8 protein-coding genes are annotated in these 17,652 nt (G+C 71.8%); 2 read left to right on the forward strand and 6 right to left on the reverse strand.

The genetic code is table 11. The features are described from left to right. Window positions 1–944 precede the first annotated feature (944 nt). Window positions 945–1,820 (forward strand): NB-ARC domain-containing protein, encoded by an 876-nt coding sequence (locus ACFYR3_RS35660; protein WP_355853939.1) that lies wholly within the window; start codon window positions 945–947, stop codon window positions 1,818–1,820. Window positions 1,821–2,216: 396 nt separating this feature from the next. Here ACFYR3_RS35660 and ACFYR3_RS35665 read toward each other — a convergent pair whose 3' ends face one another. Genes ACFYR3_RS35665 through ACFYR3_RS35690 form a run of 6 tightly spaced genes read right to left on the reverse strand, consistent with a single transcriptional unit; the run spans window position 2,217 to window position 16,130 of the window. Further along, on the reverse strand, window positions 2,217–4,040 hold the full coding sequence (locus ACFYR3_RS35665; RefSeq protein ID WP_355853936.1) for a hypothetical protein: 1,824 nt from the start codon (window positions 4,038–4,040) through the stop codon (window positions 2,217–2,219). Beyond that, entirely contained in the window at window positions 4,037–8,548 is a 4,512-nt protein-coding gene (locus ACFYR3_RS35670) for a DUF6603 domain-containing protein (protein ID WP_389286094.1), read from the reverse strand. The genes ACFYR3_RS35665 and ACFYR3_RS35670 overlap by 4 nt, the downstream gene beginning before the upstream one ends. After that, window positions 8,545–9,957: an MBL fold metallo-hydrolase gene (locus ACFYR3_RS35675; protein WP_355853930.1), complete on the reverse strand. Its 1,413-nt coding sequence runs from the start codon at window positions 9,955–9,957 to the stop codon at window positions 8,545–8,547. Before ACFYR3_RS35675 ends, ACFYR3_RS35670 begins: the two co-directional genes overlap by 4 nt. Then, a complete protein-coding gene (locus ACFYR3_RS35680) occupies window positions 9,957–12,245 on the reverse strand; it encodes a LamG domain-containing protein (RefSeq protein ID WP_389286096.1) in 2,289 nt (762 codons plus the stop codon). The genes ACFYR3_RS35675 and ACFYR3_RS35680 overlap by 1 nt, the downstream gene beginning before the upstream one ends. Continuing rightward, a complete protein-coding gene (locus tag ACFYR3_RS35685; RefSeq protein ID WP_355853925.1) occupies window positions 12,242–12,436 on the reverse strand; it encodes a hypothetical protein in 195 nt (64 codons plus the stop codon). Before ACFYR3_RS35685 ends, ACFYR3_RS35680 begins: the two co-directional genes overlap by 4 nt. 13 nt (window positions 12,437–12,449) lie before the next feature. Next, complete coding sequence (locus ACFYR3_RS35690) at window positions 12,450–16,130, reverse strand: hypothetical protein (protein ID WP_389286098.1); 3,681 nt, start codon at window positions 16,128–16,130, stop codon at window positions 12,450–12,452. A 454-nt stretch (window positions 16,131–16,584) separates the two neighbouring features. Between ACFYR3_RS35690 and ACFYR3_RS35695 the strand changes: the two genes are divergently transcribed. Then, the gene (locus ACFYR3_RS35695) at window positions 16,585–17,406 is read left to right on the forward strand and encodes an SAM-dependent methyltransferase (protein ID WP_355853920.1); all 822 of its coding nucleotides are present in this window, start codon (window positions 16,585–16,587) and stop codon (window positions 17,404–17,406) included. Window positions 17,407–17,652: the final 246 nt, after the last annotated feature.

The raw sequence follows: 17,652 nt of genomic DNA on the forward strand, positions 1-17,652 counted from the left end.
CCGGCGACGACCCCTCTACGACGCCCCCTCATCGTCAGCCGGTGTGCGCCCGGGTGCGTGAGCCGTAACGCGAGCGGCAACCAGGAACCCGTCCGGCCCGTCCGGACGTGTCCTCCGCGCGTCGGTCCGCCTCGATGCGGACGAGGTCATTGGCCGCGCGGCGGGCGGATCGCCGTCAGGTCCAGCACCTCGTCGACCGGCTCGGCGACGAACCGCGTCAGATGCGCCCTGGGCAGCCAGTCGTCCAACGACTGCGGCATCAACAGCATCCGATCGGGCGGGAACGCCCGGAACGCCTTGTCCGGCGGACGTCCTGCCGGGCTGAAGATGCTCTCTTATGGCTGCCTGCGTGGCTCCTCCAGCCGATTCAGCGATCAGCCTGAACTCGGTGGCCACGGTCTACCGGCAGGCCGGCGCCGCCGACGAGCTCGTGCGCGCCGTGACCGACACCACTACCGTGGGACGCCGGTATCCCCCCTGCCGCATGCACCTTATTGATCGGTCCCGTGCACTGCACGACGCGCGGAGTCAGTCGGTCCGGAGAGGCCGGCCAGCCGGCCCCGGTGATCCTGCTCGCCGGCCGCATCCGTCGCACCCGACTACTCGGTGACCCCATCGACGAGTACCGGCAAGCAGGTTGACCTCGGGCGGACGTATGGCCTGGTCACCCATCCGAACCAGGGTTGTCGCGCGGGAGAGGCGGTCTGGAAGCCCGTCGGTGATCAACTGAACGGCAAAGGCCTGACAAAGGCCTGGCAGACCACCGGCGCCCCGCCCCAACCAGGCGCGCGGAAGGGGTTCTTGTCCGTACGATCAAGACCAGACCGGGGGAGATTTCGGGGAGATTCCGGGGAGGTGGCGGGGTGCTGTTCGACGCCGGGGAATCTGTGTTACGCGACGAGGAATTCGGCTTGTGGGTCCGGTCGCGCCGCACGGCTGCCCTGATGACCCAGGAGGAACTCGCCGCGCGGGCCGCCGTGTCGGTGCGCACGATCCGCAACCTGGAGGCAGGGCGCGCCGGACGGGCGTACACCCGGCGCCTGGTCGTCACGGCGCTGGCCGACCTGCCGCCCCAACCGCCGCCGGCCCCGGTCCGCAAGGCGGTGCCCGCCCAACTGCTGCCCGACGTACCCGCGTTCACGGGCCGTGCCACCGAACTGCTGGCACTGGACGACCACTTGGCCGCCGCCACCGCGATATGTCTCCTGTGCGGCCCCGCCGGAGTCGGCAAGACCGCGCTGGCCGTGCACTGGGGCCACCGGGTACGCGACGCCTTCCCCGACGGCCAGCTCTACGCCGACCTGCGCGGCTCCGCACCCGGCGCAGGCCCGGCCACCACCGACATACTCGCCGCCTTCCTGCGCGCCCTCGGCGTACCAGGCAACGACATACCCCAGGCACCGGACGAGCGGGCCGCCCGCTACCGCACCCTGCTTGCCGGGCGCCGCATGCTGGTGGTGCTGGACGACATCGCGTCGGCGGACCAGCTACGGCCGCTGCTTCCCGGCACCCCGCGCTGCCCCGTGCTCGCCACCGGCCGGGGCCGTCTCGCGGACCTGGTCGTCCGGCACGGGGCGCACCGCATCGGGCTCGGCCCGCTGCCGCCCGGCGACGCGCTGCGCCTGCTGCGCACCCTCGTCGGGGACCGCGTCGGCGCCGACAGACACGGCGCCACCGCCCTCGCCGAACGGTGCGGTCGGCTGCCGCTCCCGCTGCGTGCCGCCGCCGAGGCCGCCCTGACGCACCCGACGCTTCCGCTGTCCGCGGTCGACGTGGGCCCGGGGGCGGCGGAAGCCCGGGGGACAGGGCCGCAGGGGTGAAGTAGGGAGCTCGGAGACCACAGCCGGAATCCCGGCGCGAGGACCGACCGCCAGGATCCCGGCGAGAACCGTACGCGCCGCCCCGCCTTGTCCGGTCCCGCCGGGTCCCGCCGGGTCCCGCCGGGTCCTGCCCGGGTCCTGCCCGGGTCCTGCCCGGGTCCTGCCCGGGTCCTGCCCGGGTCCTGCCCGGGTCCTGCCCGGTCCTGCCCGGGTCTCGCCCGGTCTCGCCCGGTCCCGCTCGGGTCTCGCCCGGTCCCGCCCGGTCCCGCCCGGGTCCTGCCCGGGTCCCGACGGGTCCTGCCCGGTCCGGCCCCGGCCGCTGGGAGGTGGTCCCGACGCCGGATCATCCGCCGGCACCCACGCCGGACGCGAGGCCCGTGGGCCTACCCCTCCGGATCAGCCCCGCAGGAACGTGACCCGCTCGCCCGTCTCCATCATCTGCCGGGCCAGCGCCCCCGCCCTGAACGCCGCCGGGTCCGCGCCCAGCCGCGCCGCCATCGCGTCGGCCAGTTGCCGCACCGGAACCGTGCCGCGCGGGCCGAGCGGCAAAGGCTCCAGTTCACCGGCGTCGGGGGCGGTGTCGGCCAGGCCCCGCAGCCGCTTGGTGAAGCTGTCCCTGGGGTGCGGCTCGACCCCGAAGTGCAGGGATTCCGGCTGCTGGTGGATGTCGAGACGGCCCACGTCACCCCGGTACAGGCACAGCAGGACGCTCGGCGCCAACCGCTCCACCCGTACCGGCGTCAGCATCTGCGCCCCGGCCGGGTCGGCATAGCCGTCGACCAGCAGCCCCGGATAACCGGAGACCACATCAGAGCGAATCAGGGCACCGGTGATCAGGGGATAGTCAATCGGCAGCGGATGCGCGGCGTCGAGCTCGGCGTCGGCGGTGCCCACCCGGCCGAGGCTGTAGGCGCCGTCCACCAGGTGACGCATCCACTCCTGGTCGAGGTGGAAGAAGCGCACCGTCTCCACCGGCAGCAGCCGTTCGTCGGGGACGAGATAGCCGAAGGGGACATCGTCGAGCCGGGCGAGACCCGTCAGCCACTCGACGACGCCCGCCGGAAGAGCGTCGTCGATATGCGCCACGGCCAGGGGATGCGCGGCCACCACGGTGCGCTTCTCGGCCTGGTCGCGACGGCGCTTCCACTCGTACAGCGCCCCGGCGAAGCTTGTGCTGTGCAGCGCCAGCAGCCGTCCGGCCTCCCAGGCAGCGGCATGGCTGACGTCGAACATACCGACGCCTGGGTGGTAGCGCAGCAGCTCGTCGGCAGCCCGGGCCGGGCCCTGGTCCGGGTCGGGCCCCGCGGTGGCCGGGCCGATGGCGAGCGGGCCCCGGTACCAGGCCACCGACCGGCCGCCGCCCCGCAGCCGGTGCCGCACCGGGACGTAGCCCTGCCGCAGATACATGTCGGCGTGCTCCTCGCCGCTGTCCGGCAGCCGCAGCGGGCTACCGGAGTCGGTCAGCCGTGCCGCCAGCCGCCCGAAGGTCTCCGCCTCGTCGAGGCAGGCGAACCGCCAGCCGACCAGCGAGACCAGACGGACCAGGGAGTCGGGCCCGCCCGGCCCCAGGTCGAAGTCCCCGCCGGCTGGGAACCGCCCCTCCAGCGAGACCAGATGCACGCTGCTGGACGTGCCGGCCGGCGGCAGCCGCTTGCCGACCACCACCGCGCCGTCCGGGGCGTCCCCGTCGCCGCGCCGGACGTGTGCCAGCAGCGGCAGTTCGGCGCGGGTCGGCAGCAGGTCGGCCAGCAGCGCCCGGGGCACATCGATGACCGTCACCTTGGGGTCGTCGTCGGCGGGGAGCGCGGCGGGCGCCGGGAAATACGCGTCCGGGGCGTCCGCCGCCGCCGACAGGGGCATGACCTTCGGCTCGGGCTGTTCGTTCCCCGCGAACACCAGCAACGCCAGCCATGGCAGCGGCGCGCCAGGGCCGCGCACCGCCTCCGGACTGCGCTCCCACGGCAGGCTGGAACGGCTGAGCACCAGGTGCGGCAGGACATGGCTGTGGTCGCCGAGGCTGCCGTCCGGCGGGAAGGCCGCCGCGACGAGCGTAGGCGGCAGCACGAACCGTTCCCCGGCTACGGAGAAGGTCCGGGTAGCCGTGTACGCCTTCGGGTCGACCCCGATGGTCTGGGTGACGGTGACCCGGTAGTCCCCGGCTGCCAGCGAGGCCGTCTGGTAGTCGACGAACAGCGTCCGGTCCAGTGTCATCGCGCTCACGGCTCCATTCCCACCTGCGGTACGACCAGGAACCCAGCCGCGTCGAACCCCACGAGGTCCAGCGCATCGTCACCGGCGGGGCCTGCCAGGACCGCCGTCGCCACGGCCAACCGCACCGCGGCCGTTGCGGGCGCCGAGATGCTGTCCGCTATTACCTGGCGGCGGGCCGGCGCGTCCCGCCCGTCCGGGGTGAACGGCTGCCGGCCCACCCAGCGGTAGGCGTCCCGCTGGGTGTCCAGCGCCGTGGTGGCGCGCAGCACGGCGCGCGGCAAAAACGGTGCCGCGTCCGGTTCGGCCGGCGGCAGCGGCCGGATCGTGTAGCCCGTCAGCAGGTCGCCGATCAGGGGCGGGTCGGTCACGGACGGCCGCAGCCGGTCCCCCCACATGGCCGCCGGAAGGTTCTTGGTGACCGGCTCGTAGCGGAAGCCGTCGTCGGCCCGGCTGCCGTCGGCCCGGCGGATCTCGATGCGCTGGGTGGCCGGCACCGGGTGGTTCCGGTCCCGGCCCAGCGGTGCGATCCCGAAGGCGGTCGCCGCGCCCGTGGTGTCCAGCGCCTGGCCGCCCTGCACCGGGCCGCGGTAGGCGTCGCGGCTGGGGATGACCGAATCGGTGCGCAGCACCAGCTCCAGCGGGTTGACGGTGCCCAGGTCTCCGGTGTCCGCGCCACCGGGGCCGCTCGCCCCGCCCTGCAGCACCAGGGTGACCATGGCGTCGTCGGCCGTCGGCAGGAACGCCTTCCGGAACCCGGTCCAGTCGGTCGGCTGAGGTGCGGCGGGGTCCCCCGTCCCGAACGCCAGGGTGAAGGAGCAGATGCCGATGTCGATCGCGGCCCGCCCGGTGAACTCCGGTCCCCACAGGCTCACCTGGGCCCCGACCTGGGCCGAGATGGTGTGCGTACCGAAGAAGCTGAAGGTGTACGACGCCCCGATGTTCGCCCAGAAGTCCGCCTCGTAGTGGTACGGGCTCCAGCCGATCAGGAAGTCCATCGACGCGCTGAACCACGCCTTGAGCGCCCCGTCGTCAAAGGTCGCGCTGAAACTTCCGCCCGCCATCAGGGCCGACGGGGTCAGTGCGAAGTACGCCGATCCCTTCATCGCCAGTTGCGGTGTGACCTGCCAGTTGAAGCCCAGCCGGGGGACCGCCGGGTAGTGGGCGGGGACGGTGAACCGCGGGTGGTATCCGCCGACGCTGAGCACGAAGTCGCCGTTGTGGTCGTCGCCGAACCAGACCTGGAAAGCGAAACCGCCGGTCAGCCGGCAGTCCCGGGACAGCAGATAGGAGTTCTCGGTCAGCTGGGCCCGCAGCGCGAAGTACCCCTCGTCGGGCACGAGTGTGGCGCGCAGCGCCAACTGCACCTGCGCCAGCGGTGTCGCCCCGGCCTTCACCGCATCCGGCGACGGCAGGACCAGGGTGGACAGCCCCAGCAGGTTGACCTCGAAGCGGCGGCCGAAGCCCACCGACAGCAGCAGCACCGAGTCGATCATCCGGAACGAGCTGAAGTGCACGCCGATCGCCAGGAAGAAGTCACCTGGCGAGGGCGGCAGATAGTCCTGCAGAGCCCTCAGCTCGTCTGCCAGCGCCCCGGGGGCCTGTGTCCCGGCGGCCTCGGCGACCAGCGGGAAGGTCGCGACAGCGGCCACGTCCGGGGCGATGAAGCGCCGGTTGTAGCCGAACCCGGCGGCCAGCCCCTCAACGAAGAAGACCGGCGGCCCGCCGATCGGGTAGTCCAGGAAGGCGTACACGAACAGCGAGGGGCCCTCGGGCAGTTGGACATACGATCCCAACGCCCCCAGCGAGAAGGTCTTGGTCCGCAGTACCGCCTTGCCGCTGTAGGCGGGCAGGTCGCGACCGTCGTACTTGACGGTGTCGACCAGGAACGCACCGCTGATCTCCACCTCACCCGAGCTGTACGACACACCGAGCCCGCGCAGCGCGAACTGCGGTCCGCCGGCCGGGTCCGAGAGGTCGATGCCGACCGCGAGGCCGTCGAGCGTCAGCGCCAGCCCGGCCACGTTCAGTGACGCGTCCAGCAGGAACGCCAGCTTGGCGGAGCCGCCGGGCGGGCGCTGGTAGGCGAAGCCCACGCGCTGGAAGGTGACCGGTCCGAACGTGCGCTGCACCTTGTACCAGAGCACGTTGTCGTCGGTGGCCTTCGGCTGACCGGGAACGGGAACGGGAGTGGGAGCTGGTGCGGGTGTGGGCCTCTGGCCGGTGGTGCCGGTGCCGGGCGCGGGCAGGCTCAGGGGTTGGGTGATCTCGCCCAGCTTCAGGACCGCGTCGGCGGTGAACCCGGCCGCCAGGTCCGCGGCCGCGGACAGCGGGGCCACCCCCGGCGGCAGCAGGCCGTTCAGCGCGGCGGCCTCCGCCATTGGCAACGGCCCCGATACGGCCAACAGTCGCAGCGGGTCCACGCCGAAGGTCCCGCCGCCGCCGGCGAACCGCTCGCCGACCAGCGGCAGGTTCGCCAGGTCGACGGTGACGGCGAGGTCGGCGCCCAGGACGTAGACACTGGTGAGCCCGGTCTTGTCGAAGGCGAACAGGGCGTCCTTCAGGTCGACGGTGACGCCGTCGGGTATGTACTGAGCGGCCGCCGGTGACAGCGCGCCGACCAGTTGGCTGAGGGTGGGCACCGGGCCGGTGCCGGTGCCGTGGCGGTAGGTGGCGACGAACCGCTGGGCGTCGGGGCTGTCGGCGAAGCGGACGGTGAAGGCGTAGTCCCTGCCGTGCACGGTGACGGTGAAGTCGCCGCTGTAGCGCCGTTCGGCGGTGTCGATGGTGACGGTGAGGACCAGTTTGGTCGACTTGTCGATGGGGAGGGTGACCTCGGCGGTGACGAACAGGGCGCCGGTGCCGGTGCTGTAGCGGACGCCGACGTTTTGCACGGTCAGCCCCGCCAGCGGCGCGGGGAGGGCGAGGCCGGCGTAGTGCCGGGCGAGGTCGTCGGCGATACCGCCGATGGGGGTGGCGACGCCTGGGCCGGTCTGTCCGGCGAAGGTCCAGCCCTTGGCGGGGTCGGAGTCGTACGCGGCGGAGACCAGGACGGAAGTCGACCCCACGTAGAAGTAGGCCAGGGCCGAGAAGGTGGTGGCCGCGTCCTGGTGTTCCAGTTGGAAGGAGACCTGGGTGAGTACGAGCCAGTCGGCGATCTGCCAGTCCGTGTCGAGCAGGATCCGGCCCTCGTAGGCCAGTTGCTGCTGGTCGTCCGGCAGTGTCATGGAGAAGTTGAACGCCTGGACGGTGATGTCGGGCAGATGCCCCGCGTCCTGCTTGGTGAAGTGCTGGTAGACCTCGCGGATGTTCAGTGGCGGGTCGTCCTCGCGCAGTCCGCCGGACAGCGTGCGGGATTCGGAGACGGCGCTGAGTTCGAGGGTGCCGTACTCGCCGATGGCGATCAGTCCGGTGACGGAACCCCGCACCCTGCGGGTGGACGCCAGGGGCTGTTCCACCCGGAAGATTACGTCCACGGCCTGCAGGGTCAGCAGATCCGGGACGATCGTCCACTCTTCCTGGGTCTCCAGCAGGACGCGCACCGAGTCGACGAGTTGGCCGCCGCCCGGGGTGAGGGTCACCGCCAGTTCGGCCAGCACCACCGGTGAGACGATGCCGGGCCCGATCGGCAGGGAAAGCCCCCCGGGTCCGGCCAGCGCCGCCACGTCGGACAGCGAGACGGTGCCGACGTCACGGAAGTCGGCGGTCAGCTGGATCAGCCGTCCGTCACCGGAGACGTCCGTGTACACCAGTACCTGGTGGCTCTGCCCGGAGGCGGTGGTGAACGGGATGACTCCGGTGATCCGCAGAAAGGACGGGACGACCAGGTCGATGCGGGCGTAGTCGAAATGCGGGTTGCCGTAGATCTCGTACCGCAGCGGCTCGATGCTGAACAGGCCGAGGTCGGCCCGTCCGCCCGTCGGCCCGTCCAGGACGATGTCGGGCACGGTGGAGGTCGGTACCTGGGACCCGGGCAGTCCGGAGACCATGCGTATCTCGCCGTCGAGGGCGTGCACGGCACCGGGCATCAGCAGGTCGAGCACCGCCAGTCGGGTGCCCACGATCAGCGTGCCGGTGAAGCGGGCGGCGCCGCTGCCGGCTTTGGCCAGCTCGGCGGCAGCGACGGCGGCGGAGTCCATACGCATCCGGGGCGCCGTGAACCGCTGGCCGTCGAAGAACGTGCCGCGCAGCACGGGGAAGTTGACGACGAAGGACCAGTTCTCGTCGCCGACGGCGTCCAGCACGGCCACCACGGTGCCGCTGTCGCCCGAGGGCTCCACGGTGAGTTCGGCGGTGACCGTGGTCATACCCAGGAACGGCGTGGCCGCGCCGGCCCCGGTCAGGGTGACGCCGTTCGCGGTGGGGGTGGCGGTGGTCCCGGTGAGCACCAGCCGGCCGCCGTCGAGCAGGTGGCCGACGTAGCCGGAGGCGGCGGCGGGAAGCAGCGTGGCCAGGTCGAGGTCGAGGCGGCCGTCCTGGAGCGCGGACGCGGCCGTGGCCCGCAGGCTGTCGGGAGTCACCGGGCGTCCTCCTCGATCGCGTCGGTCCGTTCGGCGACTGCGTCCCGTAGTCCGTCGGTCGGTTTGAGCACCATGTGGGTGTAAGGCGTCTGGCGGAGGGGGTAGCCGAGGAGCGCGTCATAGCGTCTGCCGGTCCCGCTGGCGGTGGGGGTGAGGCGGTTGATGCCCAGTGGCCGCTGCTTGGCGGGTGTGGGCGGAGGGACCGCAAGATCCCCCTCCTCGGTCGCGTAGCCGTGCCAGAACTCCAGCGGCAGGGCTCCATCGGCGACCGGTGGCGTGCTGGGCATCCTCGACTTGAACTCATTGAGATACCGGCTTACGGCCGCCCAGCGGGGGTGGTGGTAGTAGCTGTACTGCCGTCCCGAGCTGATGACGGCCGTTTTGGCTTTCGCCATCTCGATGAAGCTCTTGGTGGACGAGGTCTCCCCGCTGCCGTGGTGCGCGACCCGGAGCAGGTCCAGGTCGGCGATCCTCGTCGCGTGCTTGTCGACCAGGAATAGTTCGGTGCTGCAGGTGGCGTCGCCGCAGAACAGCAGCTTCTTGCCATGCGCCTCGACGAGCGTTACGACGCTCCCACAGTTGCTGCCGTCCGTGTCCCCGTCGCCGATCTTTATGTCATTGTCGTCCTGGACACTCAGGTAGGAGTTCCGCGCCAGCCCGGCGGCCAGGATGGACACCGTGCATTTCGGCTCGACCAGGATCTTGATCAGGCAGTTGGCCGTGTCCCGGACGTCGATGGTTCCGTCCGCGGCTCCGTATACGGTCTCCGTGTCATCGGTTTTGAGCACGACCTCCGTGGTCGTACGGCCCGTGGTCGTCCAGCGGCAGAAGACCTGCTTGGGCAGCTTCGTGCGGGTCGGGTCGTCGGGACGAGGGTTGATGATGGCGCGCAGGTGCTCCCGGACGGCTAGCTGGTAGTCCCCGTACTTCCCGCTGTAGTAGACGCTGCCGACCCGCATGTCGGACGGCAGGCAGCGCGCGATCTCGTTGTGATGGTCCAAGTCCGGGTGCGTGAGGATGAGGATGTCGAGGTATTTGCCCTCTCCCAGGAAACCTCGCACGGCGTCCGCGAGCGCCGTACGCCGGAGACCTGTGAAAGACGGGGTGGTGGTGCCGGTGAGGAAACGGGGATAGAAACCGCAGTCGATCATGATGCGGCGGCCCCCGGGGGTGGTGATCAGGGTGCAGTCGCCCTGGAGCACGTCCAGGCAGTCCACCCTCAGGTCTCCGTCGGCGACCTCGTCCGTTGCCATCGGCTCGGCCTCGGCGACGAGCACTTCGGCGTCGGCGCCGGCGCCCTCCAGTTCCGCGGTGCCCACCTCGCGCTTCTTCTTCTTCGCCTCGGTGCGGTCGGAGTCGACGGTCGGGGGAGGCGATGCCTCCCGCTTGCGGGTCCTGGTCCTTGGCATTACGGCGCCACCAGCCTCAGCGTCCAGCTGCCCCCGCTGCGGCTGTGCGCGAAGTCGTACAGCTCGACCTGGAGTTCACCGGACGACAGCTGGTTGAGGATCTCCGCGTCGTGCAGCCTCAACAGCAGCCCGTCCAGGTTCAGTTGCTGGACGAAGAGCGTGGACGCATAGAGGTCCACCAGGGTGTCGCTGGTCAGGTCGCCGGTCTTGAGGTGGAAGCCCTCGGGGCGGGCCTCGATGCGGTGCCAGAAGGAGTTCCACTGGTGGAAGCGGATGCTGGGGTTTGTCTGGGTGGTCGACTGGGCCTGGAAGAGTTCGAGGAACAGCAGATTGCCGGCCGGCGCGTTGACGATGTCGCGGCGCAGTTGGAGGTGGGCGGAGGCGGCCGCGACGGTGAGCGGGTTGGGCGGCGATGTGGTGCCGATGCCGACGTTGTTGCCGATGGGGTTGAGAGCGAGCGGTTTGAGGCCGTGCGACTGGATCCAGCTGTAGGTGGTGTCGTATCCCATCCGCAGGTTGGAGTTGGTGCCCTCGGTCGGGCCGAGGATGAGGCAGCCGGTGTCGGGGGCGCCGGGGGCGTCGATGATCTGCAGTTCGGCCTGCGGGGTCGTGGTGCCGATTCCGGCGCGCCGGCCGGAGAAGAGCAGGGGCGACTTCTCCACGGTGACGGCGGTGGAGGCGTCGGCGTACCCGGGCACGTTGACGTAGCTGACGTACACCTGGGACTGGCCCAGGGAGGCGGGCGCGACGATGCCGCTCAGCGACAGTTCGAGCCAGCCCGTGGGCGGCACGGTCACCGTGCGGGACGCGGTCAGCTTCCACTGGAGGCTCTGGGCGCCGATCTCCCGTATGGGCTGGGGGAAGGCGGTGAGGGGAAGTGCGACCGCGTCCGAGGTGCCCTTGACGGCGAGGGTGGCGGCGGGCGCGGCACCGGCCGTGAGGAGGGCCCAGTCGTCGGACTCGCCGGCATGCTCGACATCGAGTGCGACGACGATGGCGGAGGCCCCGTCCACGCCGTCGCCGGTACCGGTGAGGGTGATGGGCTCGTCATGGGAGGCGTTGGCGATGCGCAGCCGCAGGGTGTTGAGGGCGGATCCGTCGCTGAGCACCCGGTTGCCGCCGGAGAAGCCGGTGCGCAGCGGGATGTCGGTTCGGCCGAGGTGGTTGACGATGTCCAGGAACTGCAGTCGGGAACCGCTGAGTTCGTCCGTCTCGCCGCTGAAGGACAGCTGCTGGTAGCCGAGTTCGACACGGGTGCCGCGGGTGCCGCCGCGGCCGTCGGCGTTCATGCCCGTCAGGGGCAGGGTGAGGCTCGCGCCGGGGCCGAGCGGGGCGGGGGCGGTGCACAGGAAGTAGAGGGTGTCGCCGCCGGTGCTGGTGTCGGGGGAACGCAGAAGCTGCCAGCCGCGGGCGGTGAGCACCGGTTCGGGTGTGGCGGCGAGGGTCTGCGGGCGGAACCGCAGCGCCAGGTGGTAGTTGTCGGCCGAGACGGGACCGGTGAGGGGGCGGAGGGTGAACTCCTGCCGGGAGGTGTTGCTCACGGTGAGCGTCATCGGCTGACCGGAGGGCCCGTCGTCGATGAACAGGACCGGGTGCTGGTCCGGGTTGGCCAGTTCGAAGTCGACCGGGTGGCTGCGGACGAACGCGGCCAGTTCCGCCTCGTCCTCAGCCATGTCGAGGCGGATCTCGGCCGCGGTCAGCGGGCCGTCGTAGACGCGGATGTGGACAAGGCGCCCGTCGTAGTGGCCGGAGGGGCTCTGGACGAAGCGTCCGACGACCAGGGCGTCGGCGGCGGGACCGGGGGCGGTGCCGGTGGGCAGCGGGCGTTCGGCGACGAGGGCGCCATTGACGTATGTACGCACCGCCTGCCCGTCGGAGGTGGCGGCGATGTGCGTCCACGCGCCGGCTGGTACGGAGCCGGGCGGGGCGGTCGCGGTGGCGCCCCGGGCGGCGCTGACGTGGTCGACGGAGCCGTCGGCGGCAAGGGTGAGGGTGAAGACCTGGGCGGTGGTTCCGGCGATCCCGGCCCGGTCGGCGGGGAAGTGGCCGGGGTTGATCCAGGCTTCGACGGTGTAGCCGGCACTCAGCGCCAGCCTGGGGGTCCGGCCCAGGGTCAGGGCGTCCGCGGCGCCGTCCAGTGCCAGGCAGCTGCCGAAGCGCTCGTCGGGAAGGCTCTTGGGGACGCCCTCGGGCGTGCCGTTGAGGTGGTTGTCGGAGGCGTCGATGACGCCGTCGGCAGCAAGGACCTCGTCCAGGTGCCAGTGCAGGATGAGATTCGCGGTCGTCACGCCGGGGTCCCCCCGTCGGCCGGTTGGTCGGCAAGCTGCTTGTGGGCCTGCTCCTGGATGGTGGCGATCAGCTGGTAGACGCGGATGAAGGGCAGTTGGCCCAGCGCTTCGAGGACCAGGTTGGTCTCGTCCAGGCCAAGGGCGAGGGTGATGCGGGGGGCGGTGTCCTGGGGCGGCGTCGTCGCGGGCATGAGTTGTGCGTCCCTACTGTCGGTTGGCGTTCGTCGTCGGGCGGGGCCGCAGGGTCAGCCAGCCCTCCCGGGCTGTGGGCCGGGCGGCGAAGGAGGCGTCCTGGCGCGGTTGGGCCAGCGCGGGCCGTACCAGCAGCGCCGTGAGCGCGTCGGCGTGGTCGGCCAGCGCGGTGGGCAGCGGAGGGCGTTGTTCGGCAGGGGTGACCAGCGCGGTCTCGCCGTCCAGCGGCGCCAGCCAGCCCGCGTCGGCCAGTTGCTGCCACAGGGCCGCCTCTCCGGGGAAGGCGGCCAGGAGCGCGGCCCGGTCGATCAGCGGCTCGCTGCCGGTGCGCAGCCAGCCGTTGCCGGGCGGGGCGTCACGCTCCAGCCAGCACCATACGAAGCCCGGCTCGGCCGGCAGCGGGAGATCGGGGGCCGCGGCGGTGCCGTCCCCGAGCACGGGGGCGGTGAGGAAGGCGATCTCCATCGCGGCGAGCGCGTCAAGGTAGTGGGTGTCGGGGATGCGCAGCGCCTTCGCCGGGAGGATGCCGCAGCAGGCGTGCACGGCGCCGCGCGGGTCGACCAGCAGGGTCAGCGCCTGGGCGGGGGCGTCGATCGCCTGGAACAGCGCCGCGTCTTCGGTCTCGTCCCCGTCGGTCACCGAGTGCAGCACCGGGCTCAGCCGCCCGTCGGGTTCCTCGGGCCAGTACCCGACCAGCCCGTCGCCGAGCCGTCCGTGGTCGCCCAGCCGGACAGGGAACCGTACCCGGGTGAAGCCATTGGTCTCGCAGCTGCCACGGCGCAGGTCCTGCCGGAAGACGTTCCAGTCCTGGTGCACCGCCGGGCGCCCGGCCAGTTCCAGGCTCACCGTGGCCCGGGCCACCGCCACCGGGCGGCTGACCAGCAGGGCCCGGTTCCGATTGAGGGCGTAGTCCTCGGGCTCGATTGCGGCCAGCGCCTGGTCCAGGGTGCCCAGGAAGGAGGCCACCCCGTCCGGCCCCGAGCCGCGCAGCCGGGCCACGACCGCCCGCAGATGGGGGTTGCCGATGCCGTCCACCGGCACCGGGGCCCGGCCGGGGGCGGGCTGCCAGAGGGCGGGGACGCCCGTCGGCTCGGGGTCGCCGGGCAGGGCGTGGACCGAGCCGACCGCACTCCCGTCGGCGGCGTGCACGGCCACGCTGCCGTCGAGGTGGTTGGCGAGCAGCCAACCGCACACGGGAGAGGTGGCGGGGACGGCGTTCATCTCGACCAGGTCGGTGTCGGCGTCCAGCCAGCGCAGCGACAGCCGGGCCGGCTGGGCGAGCCGGGGCGGCAGGTCGACCCAGCCGGGATGCCCCTCGACCCGTAACTGGCTGGTCGTTCCGACGGTTTCGAGGGGAATGTCCCGTACGGCGCCGAACGTGTCGACCATGCGGAGCCGCAGCAGCCGCATCGCTCCGGCCCTGATCGGGTTGAAGTCGCTGAGAGGCTGCGGGGTGTACCGGCTCTGATCCGCCACGGCGGGGGCGACCTCTGTCTCGGTCACCGCCCGGTGGTCGGGGAAGCCCAGTGGGTCGGCGACCGGCAACTGGCGGGCGAGTCGGCGCATCAACAGGGCGTCGTTGAAGCCGCCGAGCGCCTGGGCGAGGTTGTTCGATTCGTGGGCGGCGAGATGGCGGTAGACGGCGACCAGGGTGACCGCCCGCTGATCGGCCTCGCCGGACGCCAGGAAACGGTCCAGGGCCGGCTCCGGGTCGGCGGTGAACGCCTCCTCGGTGACGGCGCCTTCCAGCGCGGCCAGCACCGGCTTGGCCAGGTAGCGCAGGATCCGCGCGGCCAGCAGCGGACGGGCCGAGGGGGAGAGCACGGCGGCGCCGGTGTAGACGTTGGCGGCCTTGGCCAGCACCGCCCCGCCGGCCGCCCGGGGGCGCAGCTCGGCCTGGTCGGCCGGCAGAGCGTAGGTGCCGGTGATGAAGTCGGTGTGGAAGTCACGGCCCGCCGGATTGTTGAGGTTGCCGTTCGGGCCCACCGGGAAGAACTCCGCCTCCCACTGGAGCATGAGCGGATGCCAGGGCTGCGTCTCCCAGGCGCGGGTGTGCGCGGTCGGGCCGGGGAGGGCGGCCACCGTGTCCCGCAGGGCCCGGACGCCGTCGGCGTCGGCGGGGATGTCGCCATCGGTGACCTGGCACCCCAGCAGCCCGTCCTGTCCGAAGCGGTCGGAGGGGGTCGCGTCCGTGCCGGTGAGCAGCACCACGGGCTCGTTCGGCAGGTAGTACTGCGGGGCCGGGACCGACCGCAGCAGGTAGCCGTCGGGCAGTACGGCCTCGGCGGCGGCCCGCGCGGCGTCGCGGTCCTGGCCCAGGCCCTCGGCGTGGGCGGCCCGGCGGGCGATGAGTGCGGCCTGGCGACGCAGGTGGAAGAGCACCTGGTCGGGGTTCGGGTAGCTGTCCCGGCTGGTGTCCGGCGGGTAGACGCACAGCATGTAGCGGTACCAGTCGGCGTACAGCTCCTGGCGCCGCCCGGTGAGCTCGGCGCCCGCCCGGTCGCAGGCCGCCTGCGCGGCGTTCAGCGTGTTCAACGCCGCCCCGGCGGTGCGCGGCAGGGCGGCCAGGCCGGCGTCCGCGCCCTGGCCCGCCCGGTCGTTCGTCACGGTCCACAGATTCCCGGACGGCACGGCCCCGAAGGTGTCGGCGTGCCGGGCCTCCAGCAGCTTCAGCCCGACGTCCAGCGGGGCCGATTCCAGTTCCTCGGCGAAGGCCAGCGCCTCCAGCAGGTTCTCCAGGTCGTCCGGCGCCAAGCCGGTGTCGCCGAGCACGGCGCCCAGATGGGCCGCCAGCGCCTCGGTCGGGGTGTTGCCGACCCACACCCCGGTGTCGGCACCCGCTGTGTCCTGGGACCCACCCGCTCCGGGCGCGAACGCGATCCGTCCCCAGCACACCATCCGGTCCGGCTCGGCGCGGCTGTCCGCCGCCGTCCAGCCGAGGGCGGTGCGCAGGACATCCGGCCAGCCGGTCCCGGCATCCCGTGGCGCCGCCAGCGTCGCCGCCAGCACGTCCTGACCCGGGTCCTCGTACCAGCCCACCACGTCGTACGTCACGCCCTGCGGCGGCACCCCCTGGAACGCCGTGTCGTGCAGCCCGAACACACTGTGGCAGTGCGGATAGAACGACGCGAAGGTCGGCTCCCCGTAGCCCACCGCCGTCAGCGCCCGCAGATACCGTGCCCGTTCCGCCGGGTCGGCCGAGCCGGTTCGCCCCGCCGGCCGCCAGGCGGTCAGCGGCACCCTGCGCCCCAGCAGCCGGTACGGCAGCCGCTCGGGCCCGTCCATCTGGTCCGCTATGTACGGGTAGGGCACTCCGCCCGCGTTGTCCTCGGCCAGGAAGTCGCTCTCGACCACCCACTGCTGCGTCACGGCACCGCCTGCGCCGCGCGTCACCAGCCACCGGTTGGGCACCACCGGCACCGAGCTCGCCCCGTCCCGCGATGCCAGCCGGGTCAGCGCGTCCGGCAGCGACCAGTGCAGATGGACGCCCGCCTTCAGCAGGAAGCCCTGGTCCTGGAACGGCACCGACAGCAGCGTCTCGCTGACGTACGGCATGTCCGCCTGGTGATCGTGCCCGTCGGTGGAGTCCGTGTACGGCAATCGCGTGAAGTCCGTGAAAGGCTCCGCGACCTGGCGTTCCCCCGCCAGGCACAGCGCGTCCAGATGTATGGGTACGACGAGCAGCCTGCCCATTGCGATCCTCCCAGCCCCGGCGTCCCGAAGTATGTGCACCCCTCCCGCCCGGCAACGAGGCAGCGGACAGGCAAGAGAACGGCATTCCGCGCGGGTTGCGGCTCAATGGGAGGGAAGTCCCGATCAACCGGTGCAGTTCGTCGGCGGCTTGGCGGACGGGGTCGGCCACCCAGTGGCACGCTGACCCGAGTACGTCGGCTGGGCAGCCGTGCCGACCCAATGCGAGGGAATGGGTCCGCCTGCTGCTTCAGCGTGTCTACGATGCAGTCCGTACACAACATCGAGGCGTTCAAGGAAGCCGCTCCCCGGACGCTCGCGGGATCGGCCCGGCCCGCTCGAGTCGGCAATCACAGGTTCCCGTCATGGGAGCCGGAGCCGACCGGTTTCCTCATGTCGCAAGGAACCGCTGTGGATCCAGGGCGAAGGCCCGTCCTGCACGGCCGAGGAGAACACGTTGTTACCTGAGTCAGCTCGAGGGTCGACGCCCATCGATACCAGCAAGCCGCACCCTGCCCGGATGTACGACTACTACCTGGGAGGCAAGGACCACTACCCGGTGGACGCCGAGGCGGCTGAGCAGGTACTCGGCCACACCCCGGACGCCCGCACCTTCGCCCGCGCCAACCGGCTGTTCATGCACCGGGCCGTGCGCGTGCTGGCCCGCGATCACGGGGTGCGGCAATTCCTCGACATCGGCACCGGCGTGCCGACCGAGCCGAACCTGCACCAGGTCGCTCAGGAGCAGGCCCCGGACTGCCGGGTGGTCTACGCCGACAACGATCCGATCGTGCTGGCCCACGCGCGGGCACTGCTGCACGGTACCCCCGAGGGCCGGGTCGCCTACCTGCAGGCGGACGTGCGAGAACCGAAGGCCATCCTGGAGTCCGACGAGACCCGGACAACGCTCGACTTCGACCGGCCGATCGCGCTGAGTCTGTGTGCCCTGATGCATTTCGTACCGGACGAGCACGGCGCGTACCGGATAGTGCGGGAACTGATCGACGCGCTGCCGTCCGGCAGCTTCCTCACCCTCAGCCACGGCACCACCGACTTCGATCCTGAGGGCATGGCCCGCACCCAGGACGTGTACGTCCGTGCCCGCATCCCGATCCAGCTGCGGTCCCGGACCCAAATCGCCCGGTTCTTCGACGGGTTGGAGCTGCTGCCGCCGGGGCTGGCTGTCACGCATCGCTGGCACCCGGAGCCGGACCAGCCGCTGGCCGACATCACCGACGCCCAGGCCGGCTTCTACGGCGGAGTGGCCCGCAAGCCGTGACCGCGCCGTCCCGCCCATCGGTTCGTCCGGCGGGACGGGCCACGACCGACGCCGCCCTCGATCCGGAGCACTCAAGTCGCACCGAGTGTTGCTGAGCTCCGACGTGGCCCGCACGGCCCAAAGGGGCAGCCGTGTCCTCCCGCCCCTGTCCCGGCCCGGTCGGCCCTGGCCTGCGCATGTGCACGATCAGCAGTGCATAATCCGAACCAGTCGGGATTCAGCCGACATTGAAGCCGTTGGGGGCCC

Origin of the sequence: Streptomyces sp. NPDC005784, assembly GCF_042871525.1 — a bacterium.
GTDB lineage: Bacteria > Actinomycetota > Actinomycetes > Streptomycetales > Streptomycetaceae > Streptomyces.